Here is a 24,977-nt window from a genome sequence, read left to right as displayed (position 1 = left end):
CTCTCTACGGCGCGAACCTGGATTCGAGTTGCAGGTCGAGCCCTTCAGCCAACGCACTTTGAGGATTGCTGGCGACCATCGCCAAAATCGCCCCCATCGCGTCCGACACCATAGAGACCGCCAGCGGGTTGCTCGCGTCGTACCCTCTGCGGACCTCAGCCTGGTCCGCCAACTGTCTTCCATAACGAAGTCTGAGCAATCCTCTCGCCTCGGCGAGATCGCAGGCCATCATCGCATGGTAGACATGATGGATTTGACCCACCTGCACATCGACGATCGTCGCGGTGTAGAGCGTTCGACCATGTCCGACACTGTCCCGGTCCCTATCGGTATTCCATAGCCCCCCAGACACCGTCTCTCCGGTCATGCCCGCGTCACGACAGAGGATTTGATCGACCAGATCACTTGGCATGCCCAGTTCCAGATCGAGCGAGTGGAACATGATGCACCTCATCAACCCCGGCGCGGTCAAACAGGCTTCCAGCGGTCGCGCCCCGTCAAACGGAGGCTGCGGGCTATACAGCCAGGCCAATGGATCGGACGGCAAGCTGTCACGCTCAAACCGAGCGCCGGTTTCAACGGCCGCGATCACAAGGCGATCGACCATCTTGTAGGTCAAATCGAATGACACATCGTCGGGGCTATCGCTGGCTAGCGGATCAGGGCGTCCCAACAGAGCTGAAGTGGTAAAGTAATCCAGCGCTGAGCGCTGGGTCCGTGCAGCTATTCTCTGTTCGTACATCTCATGCGTCAGCATTGCGAAACCCTTTCTGTCACCATCCTTTTCAAAAGAAGCCTGCGCGAGTCGCTTGCTCCACTTGCAGACTTGTACATTCATTTCAATGATTCTGGAATTATAGAATTGAACGGTGTCCGATTTGCTGTTCCAACGGACGTCGAAACGGACATCGGCCGGTACATTGTTGGTTTGGCTGACGGATCTGTCCGTCACTAACCGTTTGACCGGTTGGGATGGATCGCTGATAGTCTGGTCCATGGACTCATCAGCAATGGTCGAGGCCCTGGCTGCGCTGGGGCAACCGACTCGGCATGATATCTACCGCCTCCTCGCCCGGGCGCCTGAAGGCCTGCCGGCGGGAGAAATCGCGCGCCACCTCAATGTCGCTGCAAACACGCTATCTTCCCACCTAGGAATTCTATCGCGTGCCCACCTGGTCTCCTCGCGCCGTGCGGGAAAACAGGTGATCTATCAGGCTGATACAGCCGCAGCGTCGTCCATCGGCACATACCTCAATGGCTTGGCCTCAGTGACGCCCTGAATTTTCTGAATACGCTCTGCTTCGCTCCTCGAAACTCAGGAGTGAAGAAAAATGGAAGATCGCATTGCCCACTACATGGTGACCTTCACGCCTCAGCAGTGGCCGGAAGCTTACCGGCGTGCTCTGGAAGTTGAAGAGCTCCCCAGGAAGGGCAGTCGGCGAATGGCAGCAGCTGTTACCGCTGCCGCCACTCGGCTGGGGTATAAGGAGCGCAACTTCTTCAAGATCATTCGGGCGTACAAGGACTCGCTCCAACTGAACGATCAGGTTCTGTCCAACTACCCCCGTCAGCTTCCTGCTGAAACGAGAGCAGCTCTCGAAGAAGCCATCGCGCACGCCGGCCCGGGCGCTCGGCCAGGGGCGATCCAGTCTGCCGCCGAAGCCTTGTGCGAGAAGCGTAAAATAAGTCCACCAAGCAAACGGGCAGTCCGCACGAGACTCAATCTGCCCATGGAAGTGACCGATATCGCGTCCTACACCGGCATGAATACCGACTACGCCATCGATATGTCGCCACTCGATGTGGCGGTCGATGGCCCCGATAACATCCCCTATCACGCTGTCCTCACCGCGTTCATCGACGTCAGCCGTGGTATCGCTCTTGCCCATGTGGTGACTGCAGATCGGCCAACTGCCGACGACATCCTCCAGTTGGTCACCGAGGCAGCTGAGAAGACGAGTTCCGCATCACCCGCACGCGCATCTTTGGTAACCTATCGCAGCGCTCCCATCGATGACCCACGCACGAAAGCCCAGTTACGCTCACTCGGCATCGCCCAGTCAGACGTTCAGGTAGATTCTCGTCGGCCAGGATTGGCCCTCACTGCTATGTTCGGCACCAAGCTCGGCCGCGTGCCTCTCAATCCCCGCCGCAATCCTTCCATCCCATTCGCGATTCGCGAAACTCTGCCTCTGCCTGTCGTGCGTCCAGCCGTTGCTCTGCTTCTGGAGCGCTATCACGCTGGCCTGCAGATCAATCGCGAGGCCGAGCCCGCCGTACCAGCCGCGGCAGCGATCCAAGCGATTACCAAGGGGCCAGTGAAATCAACGCCAATTGAATTCGCCTATGCCCGACCTCTGTCCCCGACCAGGTAGCACTTTAGCGGCAGGTGAGATTGTCGCAGCGCGCTGACTGAATGGGATCCCAACGATCATTCCCCCTTCCGCCTGATTGATCTTCGAACATCCACCTTGCGTTAACTTTTGCGCGTCACATGCAAGCACATGTTCTTGCAGTATAAATTTCCGATCGAGCCAAGCAGGGCGCAACATGCGCGCTTGGCCTCGATCCTGCAGCTGCAGCGAAATTTATACAACGACGCACTACAGAACCGGCGCACAGCCTTCCAGCGCGGCGTTCATCTCACATACGAAGACGATACGAAGTCTCTCCCTGCCTATCGAATGGCCAACCGCCAGCATACTGCTCTGCCTTGGGGTATTAACAACTGGACCTTGCGCTGCGTCGATACCGCGATGGCGAAGTATCGCGACCGCCTGAGAGCTAACCCCAACGCCGGGTTCCCACGCTTTCGCTCCGAAGATCGCTGGCGCAGTTTTGGCGTCCATGGCGTCCGAGGATGTGTTATTGCCGACGGCTACCTAACGGTCGATGGCATCGTCGGGAAATTGCGCATGCGCATGCATCGCCCTTTGCCGGCTGACGCTCGCCTCACCAGACTCACCTTCACCCGCAGAGCCCGCCAATGGCATGTTGCCATCCTGGTTGATTGCAAAGTCGGCGATCAAGAGCATAAGAAACCCGGTAGCGCATGCGGCCTCGATCTCGGCATAGAGCAACTAGCATCGCTGTCAGATGGCTCTCTCTTCGACGACACACCCCGTAAGACCACTCAGAGTTCCGCGTTGCGTCGGGCCTACCGGGCACTGGCAAGATGCCAGAAAGACTCCCGCCGACGTAAAAAGCTGCGCGAACGCCAAGACCGCGCCAGTCAACGCGTGATAAACCTCCGTTCCACGCGGCTGCATCAGATCTCGGCGGCGATCACTAATCGATTTGAGACGATCGTGGTCGAAGATCTCGCGCTCAAACAATTTCCCCGACCAACACGCACACGACGCCCATCAGACGGCGCTGGCGCAATCGCGACACGAGAAAACGGTCAGGTGTTGGCCGAGCCAAGACCAAAGCGCCTTCTTGAGATGATCCGCTACAAAGCTGAAAAGGCTGGTGGCAAAGTCGTCGTTGTCGATCCGAGACACATTACGCAAACGTGCAATGCATGCGGATCACCAACCTCTGAAAGTAACGATGCTGACCGGCACATCTGTGCCTGCGGCGCCGATGTCCCACGAGGCACCAACAACGCAATCAACATCCTTGCGCGCGGTCTCTCCGCGCATGCGGCCGCTTTGGGTCGCAGGGTGGGCAAGGTTTTGTCCAACGCCAGCGTCTAGCTGCGCGTCCACCCGGAAATGCAGCGCGTTTGCATAGCAACTGCCTGTCCAAAGCCAGTTTGGTTTTTTTTCAAACCCGCTTTAGCCATACATATTCGCACTGGAACCCTGATGATCACCTTACGCCCCTCCCGCGACTTCGGCAGCTTCCGTTTGGATCATTTCCAAAGCCTTCAGCATTTCGGGCCTGAGAGCTGCGGCGGACATCCGATGCAGTGGGGCGATATGATCATGTGGAACCACGAGACGATCTCTCCCCGCGCTGCCCTGCCGCAAACTCCGCATACCGATACCGAGATACTGACCTACGTCTCCAGTGGGTTCCTCTATCACGAAGATAGCTTGGGCAATGTCGGCATGCTCCAGTCGGGCAATTGCCAGATCATGTCCGCTGGAACCGGTGTCTCTATCCGGCGGGGCAATCCAGACGAAAGCGACCCCGTCGAATTCGTCCAGATCTGGCTTATGCCCCACCAGCCTAGTGGCGAGCCCTTTTCCGTCACGAAAGGGTTCGCTGATGATGGTGAACCGGGGCAGTTCATTACATTGGCCAGCGGGTTCGACAATGAAGGCAATTCACTGCCCATGCGAGCCAATGCCCGTCTATCGCGAATTGTGCTGGCCGACGGCGGCATTGCGGATTACCGCTTTGAGGCAGGCAATTTTGGCTATCTCGTGCCGCTCTCCGGAGCAGTCCAGGTCGGTGATGTTGTTGCCAACCGCAACGACGGCATTCTCATCAATAACGTTGAGAGACTAACTCTCACGGGAGTTGACGAAGCTGAAGCGCTGCTCATCGAAATCGGACAAGGATAGAACGGCCTATATTTTCGACCCTATGCTGAAGTAGGCCGGACAACCGCGGCGCTATCGTGCTCACGGAAACGGCGTTGCAATTGGAACGTGATCGCGGTCCAATTGCGCGTCAGGGAAAGAGGCATGAATGCGGATTCGGCTCGATAAGATCGTCATCAGCCACTTCAAACGGATTGAGGTGCTCACTATCGACCTGAAGCCGGTTACTGCTCTCGTTGGTGGCAACACCAGCGGCAAAAGCAGCGCGCTTCAAGCCGCGCAGCTCGGCGTCTCTATACTCCAAGCCGCCCTACGCAATGTGAAGGCCGACGGAACCCCGGACTTTGCCGGGACTGTGTCAAACGACAATGTCCTATTTCGTCCAACCGAACACCTGCTCGATCTGAGACGAGGCGACCCCGCCACTCAGAAACTCGGATATTCGATCACTTACAGCGGGGTGGACTTGGACACGAACGTCGCCAAGGAGCTGACGATCGAGGTCCGGCGCGGCAAGAACGCCAACATCGCTATCAACCGGATTGGCGACGACGACTTGGCCGCAGTGCTGGCCAATCCCGATCAACCGTTCTCGATCCTGACGCCTGGCCTCTCCGGCATACCGATGCGCGAAGAATGGCGGACCAAGGGCGCAATGGACGCCGCTGTGATGCACGGCGATGCGAACCTTTATCTGCGCACTGTGCTCGATCACCTGTTTACTCGTGATCTCGACGAGATGGCTATGGCCGCATGGAGCCATAACCGCGACATCGGCGTGCTGCCCGAAAGCAGGTGGAAGACCTTCTGCACCCTGCTCGACCGCTGCTATCCGGGCACCCGGGTCGTCGTGGCCCACGATCCAAAACGCGACCGCTATGTGCGAGTAGATGTCGAGGCGACCGATTCCTGTGTCACACTCGACATGGCGTCGACCGGCATGTTGCAGGTGATCCAGATCATCGCCTACGCATGCTTCTACGCTCCCCCGCTCCTCCTTCTCGACGAGCCAGATGCCCATCTGCACGCAGATAGCCAATCGAGGCTCTATGAGGCGCTGCGCGGCGTTGCCGCCGAGACGCAAACCCGCATTCTGTTCGCCAGCCACTCTCCGCAGTTGATCCAGCGGCTTATGTACGACTCGGACGCCGCCGTTGTATGGATGAGCGACGGTGCCAAGGTGCCTGTCGACGAAGCCCAAAGGCCGGCGATCCCCATCCTCATGACCTTGGGAGCGCTCTCCGCGGGCGCAGATGCCTTCGATCCCGCTCGCCCCGTAATCCTTATGACCGAGGATAAGAAGACAAAGCCCGTCACCGCGCTGGCACGTGCCAACGGGGCGCCGCAGAACCTCGCCGTGATCTCCTATAACGGGTGCGGGAACCTGCCCGCCGCCCGCCTGCTCGCCAGCATGATCACCGACATGCGGCCGGATGCTCGAATCATTCTGCACAGGGACCGCGACTTCAGGACGCAGGCCGAGATGGACTTTGAAATTGCGACCGCCGCAGCAGAGCGCCAGCGCAATGGTGTCACCCGTGTCACCGAGGTTTTCACCCCCTTCAATGATGTAGAGCACTCCTTTGCCCAAGCCCAGCACCTCAAGGCAAACTTCCCGCATATCGCGCCCGAGGTAGTCGACGCCGCGATCACTGATGTCACAGCCTTCAGGCGCGACCAGCTCGTCGCCGCGGCCCATACTGCGCGGGGCCAGATCAAGACGACGGTTTACGACAGCCAGCGCAAGCGAGGAAAACCTGAGTGGGCGTTGTGTGGCATGCCGGCAGACCCGCCTGCTAACGCCGGATTCGTACCCGCAAACGGGTTGATCCCCGTCGCCTTCGAGCATAGCCATGGCAAGTTGCTGATGGACGGATTACGCCCGCGCATACATCAGCAAGTTGGTGGTGCGACCCAAGACTGCGAGAACAGGATATATTCTGCTTCAAATCACCTTCTCGCACCTAACTGGATAAATGCGTTCACTGCGCCATAACTAGAAATACGCACCGTTAATATAAAACATATCCGAAATAACATTTGACTCTAACGTCCTTTTTTGGTAAAGTTATTCATCAGTTAGCGAAATACCTCGCAAGATGCCGGTTCGAGTCCGGTCGGATCCACCATTGGGGGTCTGTAGCTCAATTGGGAGAGCGGCGAATTGTTAGCAGGCGGGGTGCTCCCTTCGGGTCGAGCGCCCCGTTTTCGTTTGTAGCCTCGAGATCACGCTGAGGTCTTCGCCTGCCTTCCGGTACGGGCACGCAATATCTATATTGCAGCCATGAGCGACACCACCGACAAATTAGAGGGAACGAAACGCGACGCACACATAGTCAACTCGGCTATCAAGCGCTTCCTCGCCTATTACGTCGACCCCGCCCATCCTCTCGACTACGCAGTGCTGGTCAGTGGTCCATGGGGCTCGGGCAAGACCCACCTTATCAAAAACTTCCTCACAGGCACAAGCGCGAAGCCTCTCTACGTCAGCCTCTATGGCATGACGTCAGTCACGCAGATCGAGGACGAGTTCTACCGCCAACTCCATCCCGTCCTCTCACATCCCGGCATGAAGCTGGCGGGCGCCGTCTCCAAGGGGTTGCTGAAGGCTGCCTTCAAGATTGACCTGAACAGCGACGGCAAGGACGACGGCACCATCAGCCCTTCGTTACCTGAACTTGACCTGCGCACCGGCCTCGACGATCCGCGCGGCCGCCTGCTGGTATTCGACGACCTGGAGCGCTGCCGCATCCCCGTGAGCGAAGTGCTTGGCTTCGTTAATGCCTATGTTGAGCACGAGAAGCTCAAGGCGATCATCGTCGCGAACGAGACGAAGGTGATGGAGGGCGACGAGACCTACCTAGAAATCAAAGAGAAGCTGATCGGGCAGACTCTGGAAGTTCTGCCAGAGACGCAAGCAGCGTTCGCTTCCTTTCTGACTCTGATTAGCGACCAGCGAACCCGCGACTTTCTCGAAGAGCATGCTGACGTCGTTCTCGCCGTACATGCCGAAGGCGGTCGCGGCAATTTGCGTACGCTGAAACACGCCATGTGGGACTTCGAAAAGCTGTCCCGGCACTTCGAGAAACGGCACTGGGATAAGTCGCCCAGCATGACAAAGGCGCTCAGGGGCGTGCTGGCCACCTCAATGGAGAGGCGTGCCGGAAAAATGGTCGAAGCCGACTTGGAGCGCCTCGTCGGCAACACCTTCTCCCGGATCTTCCACAAAGAGGCTAGCGCAAAGACGACTGCGGCTGATGAGATCGATGACCGCTACAAGCAGATAGACTTCGACGACATCGTTATATCGGTCGGCGTCCTCGCGGGCATGCTCTTCCGCGGCGATGTAGATGGCGACGCGATCCGCGCCAGCCTCGATGCGAGCAGCGACTTTCTCCAGCCAGAAGAACAGCCGCTCTGGCATCGCGCGCACCATACCTTCTACGGTGACGACGACGAGGCCGACATCGTAGCCGCCCAGGTGGAACATGCATTCGCCTCCGGATCCGTCAAGGCCCGGGGCCAGCTGATGCACCTTTTCGGTATCCGGCTCTGGTTCTCCACCCTCGGCCTGATCGACCGCAACCGACAGCAGGTTGTCGACGAGGGACTAGCTTACATAGCGAAACTGGAAGACGCGGGCGAGATCGCCGAGATCGATCGGAGCTCATTCGACCGCGACAACTCATTTTTCCAGACCCGCGTGATTGACGAGACGACACCGGAATACCGCACACTGGCCGACGCCTATTCAGAGGCGTCAAACCGCGTGCTCCGTTCCAAATACCTCACAATAGCGCACGAGCTGATACGCCGGCTTCCTTGCGAGCCTGACGAGGTCCTGCTCGACATGGTCGTCAACAACGTTCGCTCGGCCCCCTATTTTGATCAGCCGATTCTCGCCGCCCTACCTCCAGAATATTTCGTCAAATGCGTCCTTGGATGGCCGCCGAAGATTCAGTCGCAAGCACTCAATATCCTGCACGGACGACACGAACTGCGTCATGGCGACATGCTCACCAGTGAGCGCGCATGGGTGACGAGAGTTGACGATCTTCTGACTGCAGCCCTTCCGGCGCAACGCCCCATGAGCCGCGAGCGGTTGCGCGCCGCGATCGCGCGCAAACTGACGCCACTCCGCCCGACGTCAGATACATCAGCTGTGGGGCCATAGGAAGGAGAACAAAAACCCCGCATTGGCCCAAATAAAATGACATACTAGATCGCCAACGGCTCTATGGGCCAATCTAACTCGCTGTCGCTGATCAAAATTCTGGCCGCATCACCACATCACGGAACAGGGCAGTGATCGCGCTCGCCCGCTCTTCACGCATACGTTGAGACTTCTCGACCGTCGGCTCCGCCCGCTGCCACTGGCTTTCGTTCCAGCGCATCGCCTCCACGAGCAGCGCCCGCTCGAGAACCTCTTGCTCAATCCCCTCGCTGATCGAGTTGCTGAAAGGAGCCCCCTCCTCCGTAAATCGCGGCTTGAACTGATATGGCCCCAGCGTATCGCCCAAGTAACGGACCAGCTGCGTACCGTGACGCCATTTCCCACCTGCATGAATGTCAAACGACACTCGGCGGTTGAAGACCCGAAAGCGCTTCTGCAACTGCTTGCTCTGCCGCGTCCCGCCTGGAGGCGCGATAAAGTCGATCGACTCCACGCGATCGAAATGCACCTGCGTGTGCTGCACGAGATGGCGCATGAGGTCGTCATCCATATTGCGGGTAGCGCGCATAAGCCCGTCTTCCGGAATCAGCGGATCGCCCACCCCCAATCCAAGGATCATCCTAGAGCTGGTATCGACAATGAACGTAGCCGTAGCCAATTCCACCCGGCCGCTGATCTGAACCATCACATCGACTGCGGTCTGGTCCACCAGGATCTGAAGACCAGCAGCCCCAGCCGCCGGCTCTGCGACACCTTCCCGGCGGAGTACCTTTATGCGTCGCTGGATCGAGGATGCGGACGGAGGCGCCTCGCCCGCGTCCGCGCAGGATTCAAATATCCAGCGTATGATCGACGCGGGCGAAGCCGCGGGCTCATGCTGCAGTTTCCAGCGCAGCGCACGCTCGGCAACGGGTGCGAAGCCTTTCTGTGCTGGTGCCGCGACAGCCTTCACCCGGAAGCTCGGTGACAGACCTCGTGTTGGGCCCAGATCCTTCAGCTTCTTCAGCAGTCGGTAAAAATTGCGCTGCTCCATATCGAGCGCGCTGCACGCGTCGCCCACGGGCATGGGGTCATCGTCGCGAAGATAGAGGTCCATCGTCCTCAGTCTGGCAATCACCGCCTCCCGCTTAGAATCATCCAGAGACAGGAACAGGGCGTACTCTGATTCGCCAGAAAAGCCTGAAGCGGCATGCCGTTTGACCAACTCCTCGTCAGTTTCGAGGGCCGACCGGTCCGAACCAACGTCGCGCGTGCCGTTTTTCTTACTGTTCATCCATGACTTATTAGAACAGTAAGGCACTCATCGTCAAGTGAGTTGGTCACGATACTGTGCAGTTGAAACCACATTCCTGTTGCCATCACGGTCATTTTAGCGTTCCTAAATGCACAGTATCGTGACCAACATGGAGACAGTGCGATGACGACCAAACCGCGAAGTGCAGATCGAAACAACCTCGTTTCAATCGTTTATACAGAGTATCTGATCGAGATCATCCGACATTTTGAACGACAGCAGCGCGTTAAGACGTGGAGTCGCTCTCGCTCCAAGTGGCCCAACAGCAACCGTCGCGGCTGGACGTTCTGGAATGACTGACGCATATGAAGAACTGGCTGAGATCGACGTTCGCGCCGCTATCAACCTCATGCTGCGCAACCCGTCATACGAACCCTCCGCTGGCCGGTTGCGCGCCGAAACCTTGCTCAGGAAGCACAACAGCCTGGTCAACACCATGGCTCGCATCGTGGTCGCCAACGACAATGGATCGCTCCGAACAGTCTCTGGCGGAACGCACCATGCGAGCGGCTGGTACCCTTCCGTGAAGGTCGGCCGCACACAGCATTATGAGAGCCTGCATCAGCTTGCACTGATCGAGCGGTGCGAGACGGACCCCAATGTCGTCCACTACCAATCAGAGGCTCGCCGCTTCGAATTCATCCTGCGGAGGAAGGAGCGGTACACCAGTGACGTCGACATATTGGACGCCGATGGTCGCCTGGCGGTCGTCGAAGTCAAAGGCGACGATGCGGACCTCCGAGATCCAGAATATCGGCTGAAACTCGCCGGCGTCGCCGAGATTTGCCGCCGGGTGGGCCATGAGTTCCGTATCACCTTCGGTTCCGAAATTTTCGAGAATAGCCGCCACCGCTTCAACGTACGCCTCGCCAGCTCAATGCGCCGCACGGCCATCTCATCGTCGCAGAAGCGGCTCGTCGAAAGCCTCCGCAGCAAAGGCGATGACATGCGGTTGGGCGAATTCGCTGAGCTGATGGCGCCCGGAAATTTTGTCCAAGGGCGGGCAATCACTTTCGCCATGCTGGTGAGGCGCATCGTGTCGCTCGATCTCACGCAGCCTCTCATCGATGAGATGCCTGTCAGCTTCATCTGATCATAGATCAAATACCCTAGGAAGGATTCAACCATGACCTAGAGTGAAATCATAACTGCCTGACGAACCCGCAGGCACCCATCACAACAGAAGCAATGCCATTCGCAGCGTAGAAATATCTACTGCTGATGGATGTTGCGCGCCCTCAGAATACCCAAATCTCGGGAGAGATACGTGAATTACTTCCCCTATAAGCTCAAACGCAATCAGCTATACAGTATCGAAGGTCAACCCTGTGTTTTTACATCACATGGATATGGCACACGCCTGAACTTCGAACATGCTGCCACAGGCAAGCCCGTCGAATATCTCGATGACGCCGGCGTCGTCCGTCCAATGGACCAGGATCGCTTCCGGACGCTGCTTCAGAACGGTCAATTCTTCCAGATGGCAGAGCGTGGGCAGTCCCCGGCCAAGAACAAGATCGCTGAATCACATCTCACGCCCGCCGAATGTGAGGAACTCGATCCCGAAAGCGCACTTCGGCTGGCAACGTTACGGCTGCTCGACCGGAACGGCGTAATGACCGGCGTGAAGGCAATCTCTGCGGGATTTGCCGAGCACTGGACACCCGAGCTGCACGCCAAATATGGCGAGGCACCCAATCCGCACACCGTGAAACGCTGGATGCGGGAGCGCGGTAAAGTTGGCGATCGCGATGCTCGTGAGGCCACAAGCGCCCAGGGGCACCATTGCTATGATGAAGATGGCATCCGCATGGAAATCCGCCAGCGCCTGGCTTTGACCTACTATGTGTCGAAGAAGAGCGTCACCGATATCAATGTGCTGACCAACGCCGAGATTAGCCGCGTTAACGATGGCACTTCGCTCGAATACGAGATGCCTACGGAGCCGCTCCTCCCGGTGAGCATGAGCACCACATATCGCGATATCAAAAAGCTGGAGTGCGAACAGACGGTTGCGGCCCGCCACGGCAAACAGGCGGCCTACTCTCGGTGGCGTGGCGCAGGGAAAGGCCATGAGGCGGAGCGTCCTCTGGAATTCGGGCTTATGGATCACACACCCATACCCGCTCTCCTCGTCATCGACGTGGAACGCGCCATCATCCTGGGCCGCCCCACTTTCTCCGCACTTGTTGATGGGTTCAGCAGGGTCGTGCTCTCGCACATGCTGTCCTTCAATGCTCCATCATACGCCACCGTGTCGGAGTTGCTTCGCCGGTCTGTTCTGCCCAAGATCGTGCCGCCGATCATCAAGAACAAGCACCCTGAAGCCCAGGACGTCTGCGGCCTATGCAGCACATATCACGTGGATGGCGGTATGGAATTCCGCAGCCACGATATGGAGAGCATGAGCAAGGCGACCGGTGCAACGATCCGCATCAGTGGTCGGAAAAAGCCGCGCGAACGAGCCCTTGTTGAGCGCATCTTCCTCACCATCCACAATTACGTGTCATCGAAGGTGGCCGGCGCCCATCTGCCGATCGCCCTCTCCCGCGAGTATGATTACGACCCCGCCGTGGATGCCGTGCTGACGCTCGACGAACTCGAGGCACTCATCATGTTCGCCATCGCGGTCTATCACACGACCCCGCATGGCGGCCTGAACGAGAAACAGCCTCTGCTCTGTTGGAAACAGGGCACCGCCCAGTACGGGATCGTTCTACCGCGTGACCCTCGCATCTTCGAGAAGGCCCTCCTCCCCAAGATCAATTCGCACCGGCTGACCCACGCTGGCATCGAGTGGAATGGCCTGCGCTTCGGCGATTATAAAGCCGTGCCTGACCTGCTCGCCGATCTTGTCCCTTTGGAAGGCAAGCGTCAGCGCCTGAAGAATGCCACTGCAACGGTGTCGTTCCGCTATGACCCGTACGATCTGCGCAAGATTTGGGTGATCAACCGCAAAACCAATCAGGACGTCGAGCTGTACTGCCAGACGGCCGGCTATACCGACGAGCCGATCAGCCTGTGGATGCACGAGCAGATCCGTGAGAAGGCCAAGGCGGAAGCCGCCGACTTCAACTCACGGGAATGGCGTGACGCCTGCCGCGCCGAGCTTCTCGACGCCATCGACCAGCTGACGCCCGAAGCCAAGGAGCGTGAACGCAAGCTTCTGGCCAAGCTGTACGAAAACAAGCGCATCCGCAGCATCACCGGTGAACTCGCCAGCCTGCAGCGCGAGCGCCCCGAACCGGTCGATATCCCGATCATCTATGCAGACGTGATCGAGCACGAGATGCACGATGCCGACACCCTGTCTCGTCGCCCCGCTCCACAGAAAGCTGCCCCTACCGCATCTAAACGGCGGAGCAACCGGCAGAAGGCGAAAGCTGCCAATGCCCGAGAGGCGACGCCAGAGGACATGCCAGAGCGCGACCGGCGTGCTCCTGCGCCGCCACCCACCCCGGACGCGTCGACCACCGACCCCGAACCACGCCGTGAACGCAAAAAGCGCTCGAACGACAGCAGCTACTTCTAACCCCTACCCGAAAGGCAACACATGACTACCACCACATCAAACCCGCCCATTGTACGGCCGAATGAAGCCGCTGCCCGGTCTCAGCGCGTGGCAGATGCCCGCAGCGCGTTCCGCCAGATCAAGATTGTTCATCCTCGCCAAGAGGCCATCATTGCGGGGCTGGATGAGGTCCGGCGCTCTGGCATCGCCACCCGTGGCGAGCGGCAATATGGCATCACCCTCCTGGCTGAAAGCGGTTCCGGCAAAACGACAGCAGCCGAACATTTCCGGGACGGCATCGAACGCCTGGGCGAACTTCCAGAAGGCAGCCGGCCCGTCCTGATCGTTAAGCTCATGAGCACTGGCACCGCCAGGTCGCTATTCTCTTCCATCCTGCAGGCCCTGGACGACCCCTTTTATGACCGCGGCACCGAACCCAACCTGCACAAGCGCGCCGTGCAAGCCATCAAACGGGATAACGTGCAGTTGCTCGTCATCGATGAAATCCAACATCTGTCGCGCCGGTCATCGGCCGCAAACCATGTCACGGATAGCCTGAAGACGTTCCTTGATTCTGGCCTTGTTCCTATCGCCTTTTTCGGCACCCACGACGCGGACAAGCTGTTCCAGTCCAGCCACGAGTTGAACGGCCGGCTCTTCCCTCCCCTCACGCTTCCTCCCCTTGATTGGTGGGCGGATGACGATCGAGACCTATTCCTGGACTTCGTCGAAGACCTCGATGCCGCCATGGTCGACAAGCAGATCATGAAGGTCGCCAGCGGCCTGGTCGAAGAGGACATCGCTCGCCCCCTTTGCCTCGCAAGCAGCGGAATCATCGGCCGCACCTGCCGCATCGTGGAAACGGCGGCGATAAATGTCGTGCGTGGAGGTCGGCATGCGATTACCCGCAACGATCTCGCCATGGCAGTGAACAGCTGGGCCATTGCCCATAGCTTCATCGACTATAATCCGTTCGTGGAGATCGAAGCTTGAGCCAAGTGAAATACCCGCTCGCGCCAATCGCTGGCGAAAGTCTCATGGGCCTTGTCGCCCGTGTGACTGCCGAGAACGGGTATCCACGGACAGGAACGCTGTTGTCTGAGGCTGGCTGGGTTTACGACAACAAGCCGACGGCGGCCACAACCAACGCCGAACAGCTACCGGCGCTGGCTGACATTCTGGTGGTGCCGTACCCCCAATTACTGCACCATGCCCACGGTCCAGAAGAAGGCAGCGCGATCATACATTGGTTTGGTGGACGCGCGTGGCAGAGCGAACTGAGAACCACCATCCGCCGATATGCACCGGCCAGCCTTGCCCTATCGGCTCATCATCGTGCGATTTGGCAGTTGGCCTCCGTCCCATTCTGCCCGGAAACCTTTCAGGTCTTGCGCAGTGAGTGTCACGAATGCGGCGTTACCCAGCGGTGGCGCTACGCCAACGGCATTGCCACCTGCGACCAAGATGTCTGCAGCGCGGATCTCCGAGAGGGACAAGCCGAGTTCATCCCTCACGAGATGCGCGGCAATTTGGGCATCTATGCTGGCCTCTTCAGCCATGATCCCGATGTACGGGCCGCTTCACGATCACAGCTTCCAGACCCGATTGCGAGTTTGGAGCCGCACGACATTGCCGACTTGGCCTTGAAGCTCTCCCCCTGGCTAAACGACCAACTGCGCGGAAAATGGCTGACCAATCCTGACCTTACAATGGCGGTCGTCAGCGCGCTTCATGACGCTGTAACGCTGCTGCGCCAATGGCCCATCGTTCCAGCCCAGCTACTTCCAACTCCAGGCGAAGGGGACAACTGGTCGAACAAGCTGGGGCACGCCGTCAAGCAAGCCCGGATCGGCCGCTCTTCGCCCCGAGTCAAAGCCCTGTTCGCGATGTTTCTACATGGCCTGCAGCAAGAGCAACCCGATCTCAGTCAAAGCCCTGATCTGTCCGACCTCCCGTCGGCCGACGAGGGGAATGACATAATTGGACTGATCTCCGCCAAATCAGCCGTGCGCGTGCTGCGCGAGACGGATACCATCATCGCAAAGCTGCGAGCCGCCGGCGTCTTCAAGCTAACCGACGTGCGAGTTCATGGCGTAGTTAGACCATTCCATGATCCCGAAGAAATCGAGGAACTGGCGCGCACCAAGCCTGACCGTCTGCCTTTGACCGCTGTGTCGCAGTCAACTCAGTTGCCCCGCTATGCCATAGCGCAGCTGATGCAATCTGGATTGGTCGCTCCCCTGACCCACCCTTATTGGGAGGCGCGATATGGCGTCCGCAATACCACCACGCAGGCCTGGGCGGCATTCGAGGCAAAGATCCAAGCCAAAGCCGATCCCGCTGTCGTTGACGGCGTTCCGCTACAAATCGCAGCTAGGGCTATTGGCGGTCGCGCCAAGCCATGGGCCGACATCTTCACCTGGCTCCTGGGGCCGGATGGTCGATTCGGTTTGCCCCCCAAGGCGACGGACCTGTCCCACCAGATACTAATCCCGGCCGAACTCATCGACACTTTGCGGATGTTGGAAAACCCGTTGTCCGGTGCCCATGTCGAGGATGAGCTATCAGGCGCCGATGCCAGCGAGATACTCAACCTGGCCACCAATCAGTTTCTCAAATTCGTCGCCACCGGCCGCATACGTCGCCACGGTAAAGCATATCTCGCAGCGGATGTTCTTCAGGCTGCAGCAGAGATCATAGGATCGGTCGAGATCGGCTACAGGATGGGATTGCCTCCCCAGTCAGCACAAAAATGGGCGCGGAAGGTCGGTTTGCCGACGATACATGATGCGGGCTACTGCCGCATGAGCTTCGCCAAGATCATGAAACAAGGCGCTTGGTCAGCCTAGACGACGCCCGCGTCGCGTGAGCGCTCCTCGATCCGGGCCAACATAGCACGCTTGCGCGCTGTTCGGCGCGATCCGCTATTGCGCATGGCATCGGTACGCTCTGGGGTATCGATGATACCCAAGGCAGCCTTGCGCTCTCGGATTCCCGCTAAAAGGTCAGAGAGGGTGATAATCATGCCGCTCCATCCCTTCCGTGGATCCCGGTCCATTTTAGAAATGTTCAGCCCGCCTGCGACGTTCCTGCGTCGGTGCCGATAATATCCCATGCAGGGTGCATGTGACAGCTGCGTCCACCGCCCAGGTGCGATGCCTGACCGCCGCAAATCCGAACCCGCGGTCCTGTTGCAAACCAGTGCAAAAGCTCAACGAGGGTCTCGCCGGGAAATCCGACGATTACTATCGTATAGTCGATAGCGATTGAGGAAAGCATGCCCGGGAATATTCCCCCCGACAAGAAAGCCGCGTTCGAACGTCTGGCAAACCATCTGGATGAGGAATATCCCTATCCCGGGTGTCGCGACGATCTCAGGGATGTGGCCAGCGGCAGCTCCGCCATAATTGAACGCGCATACTGGCGCGATCCCGTGCAAGTCATGACCGGCCTCGCATGGATGCTCGTCGGCCTGATGATCGGAGTGCTGCTGTGAGGGCCGATCGCATTGAGCGCGAATGGTTTTGCAAGCGCTGCGGCAATTCCGTCCACAAGCTGCAAGGATCATGGGCCCACATACGCAATCAACATAGCCCAAAGTCGTGCGGTCGAAAGCTGACCGACAACGACGTCTATCGGTTGCCGCTGAGCCGAACGAGGGAACGCACCCGTACACGGAATAAACAACAGGAAGCGCAAGATCGCCTGCTCATCGCTAAGCGGCGCTGGGATGAAGCCCGCTGTGAATGGGAGGCAGCCCAAGACGAACTCTATCTTGCCTCGGAAGCGCTGAAGTCCATCAAGAATAGTCCCCCATTAGACTAGCCTGGTCATCCCATCGGTTCAATCCAACGCCGCCGATAACTGCGGCGCATAAGCCGCTTTCCGGAGGATTCGAAGCAGCCTGTTCCATATCCAATGCAACCTGTGCTGAAGGGGGTCTGGAATTTGCCCAATCGGTCTGAGACAATTACTCCCGGTCTTGCAGGGAAGCATTACAATGGACTTCAGAGTAATTGAGGAATGGCTGTCTGATGCGCCTGAACGGCACGCGATGCCGAAGGAACAACAGAATGCCACGACGGCTGCCATAGGCGCTGCGGCGAAGACAGCCGCGGCTTCCGGCGTTGAAGCGTTCGATTTGGCGCGGCTGGAGATGGCCACCGGCCCTCAGGCGGAAGAGTATCGCCCTTTCCGGACTTTGACGCTTGCTGAGTTGGTCCGCGCCGCCGCTGAAATTCGGACCGTTCAGGACAAGCTTCGCTACCGCGACGATACGATCGCTGTTGATCCAGCCCTTGAACGCGCGGTCCTGACCCTTGGCGATGCCGGGAAGCCATGAAAGAAGCCAAAGATCAGCACGGCCGCCTTCGTATTCGGCTGGAACCCGAACCAACGCTGAAACGCACCGAGATTGTCGAGCGCCTTGTAAACGACCGACAAGCCGATGATCGCATCGACAAGATAGGCGCTAACATTCGTTCCCAGCAGCACCCCTGCGATCAGGGTCGTGCTGTGACCGATAGCGAACAGCGTGACATAGGATGCCACTTCGCGCATCCGGTAGAGGAAGAAGATGACGCCGAACAGGAACAGCAAATGGTCGTATCCGGTGACCATGTGCTTGGCGCCTAGATAGAGAAACGCCCCTATCTGAGGGCCGGTCGTTTCTTCGATATAGCCTTTGTCGCCTTCCGCGACGCCGTGAGCCAAGGCCACATCGACGACGAAAAACGCCAAGGCTGTAAAGACCGCAGCATAACATGCCCACGGTCGAGCCAGTCTGAGTTTCATATAGATATCCGTATGGTCGCCAGCGCCTCGACGCCGGCAGATCAGCACCAAGTGCGAGACCAACGCCTCGCACTGCCATGCTTCAGGATATCGATGGCGGCTCGAGTAACGGAGCCATGATGAACGGCGCCATGAAAGGCTGGCGATGCGCGCCGCTATGGATAGCCTTCCCAGTCGGGACAGGTTTCAGCCCATGGTCATCTGGCACGCGATCACCGACTAGATGAACGTGACCGCCTCCTGTAGCGCTGCCCGGCTCCTCATGGTTTTCTGAAAAATGTTGATGCTCTGTAGTAGCCTCAACGGATGGTCGGTCGCTTTTGTGGAAATGCTGTGACACGGTCAGCAGCGAGCCGTGTGAGATCATCATAGCGATTACAAGCAGGACAGAGAGGAATGGATAAGTTCGCATTCGTCACTCCTTCCTTCTCTCATTCATCCAAACGGCCATTCAACGGGCGGCAAACCGCACACACGATAGATTATCGCGAATGATTCTCAACAAAATTGCGAGCGTCAGATGACCTATTCTCGTCACGAACCAAGTCGTCGGCTAGTTCTACAGGGCTAAGGCCCAACGGCTTGCCCGAGGTGCAGGTGCGCTCCGGCCGGTCTGTTTCGCTGATGCGCAGGACGCGATTGGTGATCGTAGCTGTGATGCCTTCCCCGACATAGGTCAGCCCTTGAGCCGGAGCAGTCAGGCGGATCGGCTGCGGTTGCGCGGGTCCACTCAGGATCATCACCAGTCCCTCATCGCGGTACGCCGCGTGGAGAAGGGAGCCATCATTGCACTGAAATTCATGATGAGCTTCGCGATCGCTGAGCAGCGCCTGGTCGTCGGCGCTGAGTTGGCCATTGCCATCGCCAGATGAGCAAGCCCCGGCCGCCAGCGCCGCCATCATTACGATAGCCAGCTGGCCTGAGCGGACAGAAAATCGAGAACGTTCGTCAAGGAACATGGCACTTTCCAATCCTCGAGGGTCTGGCGTTGAGCAAATCATAGATGAAGCAGGCGGCAGCTCCGCCGCCGCCTGCCTTTCGATTAAGCAGTTGCCGGTTCGGAATTACCCGACGACTCTTGCGCCTGTTTCTTCTTGAGGCGCCCCATGAATGCCGTGATCGCCGGCAACACGAGCAACGTCAGCGCCGTCGACGTGATGAGGCCACCAATGACCACCGTGGCAAGCGGTCGCTGCACTTCAGCCCCTGTCCCCGTAGCGAGGGCCATCGGCACGAAGCCGAGACTTGCCACGAGCGCAGTCATCAGCACCGGCCGCACGCGCTCCATCGCGCCGCCGATGATCGCCTGATCCTCCTCTGCCCCATCCTCTCGATATTTGCGGATGGCGCTCATCATGACGAGGCCATTCAACACCGCGACACCGGAGAGAGCAATGAAGCCCACCGCAGCCGTGATGGAGAACGGAATTCCGCGCAGCAGCAGAGCGAAAACACCGCCCGCGAGAGCCATGGGCACCGCACTAAACACGATCGCTGCTGGGATAGCGCCACCCAATGCCATGTAGAGAAGTGCGAAGATCGCGGCGAAGCAGATCGGCACCACGATCAGCAGACGCAGACGCGCCGACTGAAGGCTTTCGAACGTGCCGCCCCAATCGGTGTACATGCCAGCAGGCAGTTGGAGTTCGCCAACCTTCTGCTGCGCCTCTGTGACGAAGCCGCCCAGATCTCGGCCACGCACGTTGATTTGCACGATCACCATACGCTTGCCATTCTCGCGGCTGATCTGGTTCAGCCCTGATGTGAAGCTGAACCGTGCCACCTCGCGGAGCGGGATGGACCTTGCCACCTGACCTTCTGGGGTAGGCAACATCACCGGGATGGACCCCAGCGTTTCCAGATCATCGCGCTGCGCATCGGGTAGACGGACCACGACCGAGAAGCGACGGTCACCTTCGAACAGCAGCCCGGCTTCCCGGCCACCAAGAGCAGCCGCCACGGTATTGGCAACCTCTTCGACCGAAAGGCCGTAACGCGCGACCGCCAGTCGGTCGATCTGCACGTCAAACGTCGGCGCGCCGGATGTCTGCTCGGCACTGACATCGCCGGCACCGGGGATCTTCCGAACCACCGCAGCAATGCGCTGCGCCTGCTGGCTCATCTGATCGAGGTCATCGCCATAGAGCTTGATGGCCACGTCAGCCCGAACGCCCGCGATAAGCTCGTTGAAGCGCATCTGGATCGGCTGCTGGATCTCCGTCCGATTGCCGATCAGCGGCTTCATCCTCGCTTCGATCCGCTTGAGGATATCGTCCTTGCTCTTCACATCGGATGGCCACTCACTCTCGGGCTTGGGGATGACATAGGTGTCCGAGGCATTTGGCGGCATGGGATCGGTGCCCAGGTCCGCGTTACCGTTCTTGGAGAATACGAGAGCCACTTCCGGCAGCGTCTTTAGCGTATTCTCGATCCGCAGCTGCATCTCTGTCGACTGGTCGATCGAGGCCGACGGCACACGGAAGTTCGTGACCGTGATGTCCTTCTCGTCAAGCTGGGGCATGAATTCTTCGCCCAGCAGGCCGAAGCACAGGACGGCTGCCAGGAACATGCCACCGCCGGCCGCAATGAACGGCAAGGGACGCGCCACGGCTTTCTTCAGGAGCGGCTCGTACTTTTCCTTGAACCAACGGATCGGTTTCACTTCCGTCTCGCTCACCTTCCCCTTGATCACGATGGCGATCATCGCAGGGATAAAGGTAATCGAGAGGATGAAGGCCGAGGCCAGAGCAATCATGAGCGTGACCGCCATCGGCGAGAAGGTCTTGCCCTCGACACCCTGGAAGGTCAGTAACGGCACAAACACGAGGAAGATGATGAGCTGCCCGTAGACGGTCGGTCGAACCATCTCGACCGCAGCCTCCGTCGTCTCGCCCAGCCGCTCCGACAACGTCAGCAGACGCCCTTCATGCTCCTGCCGTTCAGCGAGCCGTCGCAGCGCATTCTCAACGATGATAACCGCGCCGTCGACGATCAGACCGAAGTCGAGCGCACCAAGGCTCATGAGGTTGCCGGATTCCCCAATGGCGTTCATGCCGCTGGCCGTCATCAACATGGTCACCGGAATGACCGCCGCCGTGATCAGCGCCGCGCGGATGTTGCCCAGCAGCAGGAAAAGCACCACGATGACGAGAAGCGCGCCTTCGGTCAGGTTCTTCTCGACCGTCGAAATGGTCGCATTCACCAGCTTCGAGCGGTTATAGACCGGCTCGGCAAAGACGTCTGGCGGCAGACCCTTGTTGATCTGCGTGAGCTTCTCCGCCGCGCTCATCGCCACGATGCGGCTGTTGTCGCCCACCAGCATCAGGACGGTCGAGATCACAGCTTCGGATCCCATGCGGCTGCCGGAGCCGGTGCGGACCGCGCCACCGATAACCACTTCACCGACATCACGCACGCGCACCGGCACGCCGGCACGGGTCGCAACGACCGCCTCCTCGATTTCCTCAATCGACTTCAGGCGCGCATCGGCGCGAACCAGGAAGCTCTCCCCGGCCCGCTTGATGTAGTTGGAGCCTGCCGACAGGTTCGCCCGCTGCAAAGCATCAGCCAGTTCCGTCACCGACAGGCCATAGGTGGCCAGCGCGTTGAGATTGGGCTGCACCAGATACTGCTTCACGAAGCCGCCGTTGGAATCGACGCCGGCCACGCCTTTGACATTGCGCATTTGCGGACGGATGATCCAGTCCTGCACGGTGCGCAGATAGGCCGCCTTCGCCAGTTCGGTGGTTAGTCGCTCGCCTTCAGGCGTGAGGTAGCTGCCGTCCGACTGCCAGCCAGGCTGGCCATTGACGATCTTGACGTTCTTCCCATCGGGATGACGAAATGCCACCGAGTAGAAGAAGATTTCGCCAAGGCCGGTGCTGAGCGGCGCCAGATTGGGCTGAACGCCGGAAGGCAGACTATCCTTTGCCTGCGCAAGACGTTCGGTGACCTGCTGACGAGCAAAGAAGATGTCCGTGCTGTCCGTGAAGATCGCCGTCACCTGGCTGAACCCGTTACGCGTGAGCGACCGGGTCATGGTGAGACCTGGAATGCCGGCAAGGGCCGTCTCGACCGGATAAGTCACCTGCTTTTCCATGTCGACCGGGCCGAGCGTGGGATTGAAGGTGTTGACCTGCACCTGACGGTTGGTGATGTCCGGCACGGCGTCGATCGGCAGCTTGGTGATCTGCCAGCCGCCAAATCCGACAATGGCGAGTGTCAGGAACAACACCGCCCATCTCATCCTGACGGATAGACTGAGGATGCGCGCAATCATTCTGCCGACTCCTTCTCAAGCTCAGCCTTGAGGAGGAAGGCGTTGGTCGTCGCGATCTGCTGCCCCGCCTTCAGGCCAACCGCAATCGCAACCATGCCGCCACTGCGACTGGCGACCTGAACGGTCTGTGCCTTGAAGCCCTTGGGTGTGCGGACAAAAACCACTGTCCGTTCGCCGACTGTCTGGACTGCATCCTGCGGCACCGTAACACCGCTGGCACCCTGGCCACCGCTGGCGAAGATACGTGCCTGCACAAGCTGTCCCGGAGCGATCGCGCTGCCACCACCGCTCGGGGTGATGACGACTGTGGCTTGCCGGGTCTGCGCGTCGACAACACCGGTCGCCGAGCGCACACGCCCTTCCACCTTCTGGCCGTCGGACGTCGTGAGTTCCACCCGATCGCCAGCCTTTACCCGGCCAGCGTCAGCCACAGGAACCGCGGCCTCGATCTGGATGCTGCGCGGATCTGCAACCCGGAACAGTTCTGTCTCCGCCTGGACGAACGAACCCAGACTTGCTGTTGCCGATGTGATCCGACCAGAGACCGAGCTCACGACAGATACGGACCGACCATCGCCAGCAACCCGTGCTGCACGCGCAGCCGCGTCCGCCTGGCGCGCTTCGGCCCGAGCTACCGCCAGATTGGCTTCGGCCGTTTCATAGTCCGCCCGCGCCGATACACCTTGCGCGAGCAGGCTCTTCTCGCGGGCTAATTGCCGCGCAGCGAGTGTCGCGCGCGCCGCCGCGGTCCCCCGATCAGCCGCGATTGCCGAGGCATCACGACTTTCCACCAGCGCGATCGCCTCACCGGCCTGAACCGTATCACCGATACGCTTGAAGATGCGCGTCACCGTGCCTGGCGCTCGCGCGGTTAGAACAGCCTCGGCATCAGGCGTAGCTTCAACCGTGGCGCTCGCCATGACGATCCCCGAGAGACTGGAGCCGGAGACAGCTTCAACCGAGATTGCCGAGGTCTTGATGCCGTCCGCAGTGATTTCCAAGGTATCGGCAGGCTGGGCCTCTGCTTCCGCAGCGCTTTCCTCAGCCACCGGTGCGCTGGGCGCTGTCATGCGTGCAACGCCGAAGCCGGCCAGTGCCGCCAGAATGAGGCCGACCGCAGCGCCGGCATAGAGTGTGTTGTCGGACTTCATTGGACGGGTTCTCCGGTGATGGTGCGGCCCTCAAGCCGTGCAAGGCTGGCGCGGGCATCGAACTGGGCAGCGCGGGCATCGAGCACCACGCCGCGAGCAGCTCCCAGGCCATGGCGGGCAGCTAGCAATTCGATCAGCGGGGACTTCCCCGCTTCATAGGCGATGCGTGCAAGCCGGTAACTTTCTTCGGCCGTGGACAGCGTTCTATCCGCAGCCGCTGCTCTGGCGTCTGCCGCTTCGTTTAGGGCAAGCGAAGCCTGGATTGCAGCCTCGGCCTCCAACCGGGTTGCCGCCTCCCGTGCCTGCGCGCCGCGCAGTTCGGCCTGCGCAGCGTCGATGTTGCCGCGGTTCCTGTCGAAGAGCGGGAATGGCACGCTCACAGCTGCCAGCAGAGCATTCGCGTTATCGACCTCAAGCCGTCTAACGCCGACGGACACCGTCACATCAGGAATGGCCTGCCGCTTGGCGGACGTCACCCGCCGCGCGGCGGCTTCTGCGTCAGCTTTCGCTGCCAGATACGGCGCCGTCTGCGTCGGGTCGATGGGCCCCTGCCCCTTCATCGGCGCCAACCGGTCCAACATGGGTTCGGCAAGCGTCGAATAAGACACCGACTGACCACTGAGCGCAGTCAGGCGGGAATAGGCGCCAACCCGCTCTGCTTTGGCCGTATCGACGACAGCCCTTAGCGAATTCACTTCGGTTTCAGCCTGAAGGCCGCGAAGCCGGGCTTCCTTGCCCGCTTCAACCAGAGCGCGGGCGGCCTTAAGATCCGCTTCTGCTTCTTCCAGTTCATCTTCAGCCAGCCCGATCCTGCGATCGGCGACTTCAGCGCCAGCATAGGCACGCGCCAGTTCATATGCATAGGACAGCCGGCCGTCACGCGTACGCGCCTGAGCAGCGACCACGCCTGCTTCGCCTGCCGCAATGCGAGCGGAGCGCTTTCCGAAAAGCTCAAGCGGCTGGTTTACCTGGAGCGTGTTTTCCGCACGACCGAAGCGGTTGTAAGGGCGTTGCCCCCCCACATTCTCCGTCATGACGCTCACGGTCGGATTGGGATATGCGCGTGCCTGCCGTGCCAATCCTTCGGCTCGATCTACTTCGGCTTCGAGCTCCAATTGACGTGGCGCTTCGCTGGTTTGCCGAAAAAGCTCGGCAAATGGTGGCGCGACTTGCGCGCTTGCAGCCGTGCCACCCGCCATAAGGCAGGTCGCAACGACCGCGCCGGATACCGCAATACGCGGCAGCCGGCCTCGAAAGGCTTGCATTGTGTAATTCCCTCGT

Annotated in this window: 19 protein-coding genes and 1 pseudogene; 12 read left to right on the top strand and 8 right to left on the bottom strand. The window is 59.5% G+C overall.

The features are described from left to right. Positions 1–4 precede the first annotated feature (4 nt). On the bottom strand, positions 5–997 hold the full coding sequence (locus HH800_RS01600; protein ID WP_009821125.1) for a hypothetical protein: 993 nt from the start codon (positions 995–997) through the stop codon (positions 5–7). A gap of 13 nt (positions 998–1,010) precedes the next feature. Here HH800_RS01600 and HH800_RS01595 point away from each other — a divergent pair, with 13 nt between their 5' ends. The 6 genes from HH800_RS01595 (at position 1,011) to HH800_RS01570 (ending at position 8,667) form a co-directional block, all read left to right on the top strand. Beyond that, positions 1,011–1,280, top strand: a complete 270-nt coding sequence (locus HH800_RS01595; RefSeq protein WP_198005923.1) for an ArsR/SmtB family transcription factor — start codon at positions 1,011–1,013, stop codon at positions 1,278–1,280. A gap of 51 nt (positions 1,281–1,331) precedes the next feature. Then, a complete protein-coding gene (locus HH800_RS01590; RefSeq protein ID WP_009821123.1) occupies positions 1,332–2,375 on the top strand; it encodes a hypothetical protein in 1,044 nt (347 codons plus the stop codon). Between the two features lie 129 nt (positions 2,376–2,504). After that, positions 2,505–3,698 carry an RNA-guided endonuclease InsQ/TnpB family protein gene (locus HH800_RS01585; RefSeq protein WP_083784846.1) on the top strand — a complete coding sequence of 398 codons (1,194 nt, stop codon included), beginning with the start codon at positions 2,505–2,507 and terminating at the stop codon, positions 3,696–3,698. A 111-nt stretch (positions 3,699–3,809) separates the two neighbouring features. Further along, entirely contained in the window at positions 3,810–4,514 is a 705-nt protein-coding gene (locus HH800_RS01580) for a pirin family protein (protein WP_137406095.1), read from the top strand. Between the two features lie 127 nt (positions 4,515–4,641). After that, positions 4,642–6,489 (top strand): AAA family ATPase, encoded by a 1,848-nt coding sequence (locus tag HH800_RS01575; RefSeq protein ID WP_125999557.1) that lies wholly within the window; start codon positions 4,642–4,644, stop codon positions 6,487–6,489. Positions 6,490–6,777: 288 nt separating this feature from the next. Next, entirely contained in the window at positions 6,778–8,667 is a 1,890-nt protein-coding gene (locus tag HH800_RS01570; RefSeq protein ID WP_125999558.1) for a P-loop NTPase fold protein, read from the top strand. Between the two features lie 91 nt (positions 8,668–8,758). On the opposite strand, the gene HH800_RS01565 is transcribed toward HH800_RS01570, so the two are convergent. Next, positions 8,759–9,940, bottom strand: coding sequence for a hypothetical protein (locus HH800_RS01565; protein WP_125999559.1), 1,182 nt, complete (start codon positions 9,938–9,940; stop codon positions 8,759–8,761). Positions 9,941–10,253: 313 nt separating this feature from the next. Here HH800_RS01565 and HH800_RS01560 point away from each other — a divergent pair, with 313 nt between their 5' ends. The 4 genes from HH800_RS01560 (at position 10,254) to HH800_RS01545 (ending at position 16,321) form a co-directional block, all read left to right on the top strand. Next, positions 10,254–11,054 carry a hypothetical protein gene (locus HH800_RS01560; protein WP_037479997.1) on the top strand — a complete coding sequence of 267 codons (801 nt, stop codon included), beginning with the start codon at positions 10,254–10,256 and terminating at the stop codon, positions 11,052–11,054. A gap of 174 nt (positions 11,055–11,228) precedes the next feature. Then, complete coding sequence (locus HH800_RS01555) at positions 11,229–13,493, top strand: Mu transposase C-terminal domain-containing protein (RefSeq protein ID WP_125999560.1); 2,265 nt, start codon at positions 11,229–11,231, stop codon at positions 13,491–13,493. A gap of 87 nt (positions 13,494–13,580) precedes the next feature. Continuing rightward, the gene (locus HH800_RS01550) at positions 13,581–14,465 is read left to right on the top strand and encodes an ATP-binding protein (protein WP_234831993.1); all 885 of its coding nucleotides are present in this window, start codon (positions 13,581–13,583) and stop codon (positions 14,463–14,465) included. A 5-nt stretch (positions 14,466–14,470) separates the two neighbouring features. Beyond that, positions 14,471–16,321 carry a TniQ family protein gene (locus tag HH800_RS01545; protein ID WP_228220568.1) on the top strand — a complete coding sequence of 617 codons (1,851 nt, stop codon included), beginning with the start codon at positions 14,471–14,473 and terminating at the stop codon, positions 16,319–16,321. Here the strand turns inward: HH800_RS01545 and HH800_RS01540 are convergent. Next, a complete protein-coding gene (locus HH800_RS01540; RefSeq protein ID WP_009821120.1) occupies positions 16,318–16,497 on the bottom strand; it encodes a hypothetical protein in 180 nt (59 codons plus the stop codon). The genes HH800_RS01545 and HH800_RS01540 overlap by 4 nt on opposite strands. 252 nt (positions 16,498–16,749) lie before the next feature. Here HH800_RS01540 and HH800_RS01535 point away from each other — a divergent pair, with 252 nt between their 5' ends. Next, the gene (locus HH800_RS01535; RefSeq protein ID WP_004210831.1) at positions 16,750–16,968 is read left to right on the top strand and encodes a hypothetical protein; all 219 of its coding nucleotides are present in this window, start codon (positions 16,750–16,752) and stop codon (positions 16,966–16,968) included. Positions 16,969–17,472: 504 nt separating this feature from the next. Beyond that, the gene (locus tag HH800_RS01530; RefSeq protein WP_235681999.1) at positions 17,473–17,814 is read left to right on the top strand and encodes a hypothetical protein; all 342 of its coding nucleotides are present in this window, start codon (positions 17,473–17,475) and stop codon (positions 17,812–17,814) included. Here HH800_RS01530 and HH800_RS01525 read toward each other — a convergent pair. The 5 genes and pseudogenes from HH800_RS01525 to HH800_RS01505 all read right to left on the bottom strand — a co-directional run. Continuing rightward, a pseudogene (locus HH800_RS01525) lies at positions 17,784–18,266 on the bottom strand (HupE/UreJ family protein); the annotation flags it as partial. The gene HH800_RS01530 and the pseudogene HH800_RS01525 sit on opposite strands and share 31 nt — an antisense overlap. A gap of 482 nt (positions 18,267–18,748) precedes the next feature. After that, positions 18,749–19,225: a hypothetical protein gene (locus tag HH800_RS01520; protein WP_037542106.1), complete on the bottom strand. Its 477-nt coding sequence runs from the start codon at positions 19,223–19,225 to the stop codon at positions 18,749–18,751. A gap of 83 nt (positions 19,226–19,308) precedes the next feature. Beyond that, positions 19,309–22,545, bottom strand: coding sequence for an efflux RND transporter permease subunit (locus HH800_RS01515; RefSeq protein WP_009821109.1), 3,237 nt, complete (start codon positions 22,543–22,545; stop codon positions 19,309–19,311). Then, on the bottom strand, positions 22,542–23,696 hold the full coding sequence (locus HH800_RS01510) for an efflux RND transporter periplasmic adaptor subunit (RefSeq protein WP_009821108.1): 1,155 nt from the start codon (positions 23,694–23,696) through the stop codon (positions 22,542–22,544). Before HH800_RS01510 ends, HH800_RS01515 begins: the two co-directional genes overlap by 4 nt. Next, positions 23,693–24,961, bottom strand: a complete 1,269-nt coding sequence (locus HH800_RS01505; protein ID WP_009821107.1) for a TolC family protein — start codon at positions 24,959–24,961, stop codon at positions 23,693–23,695. Before HH800_RS01505 ends, HH800_RS01510 begins: the two co-directional genes overlap by 4 nt. Positions 24,962–24,977 lie beyond the last annotated feature (16 nt).

Origin of the sequence: Sphingobium yanoikuyae (assembly GCF_013001025.1) — a bacterium.
Taxonomy (GTDB): Bacteria; Pseudomonadota; Alphaproteobacteria; order Sphingomonadales; family Sphingomonadaceae; genus Sphingobium; species Sphingobium yanoikuyae_A.
This window is presented reverse-complemented; position numbering and strand designations above follow the sequence as displayed.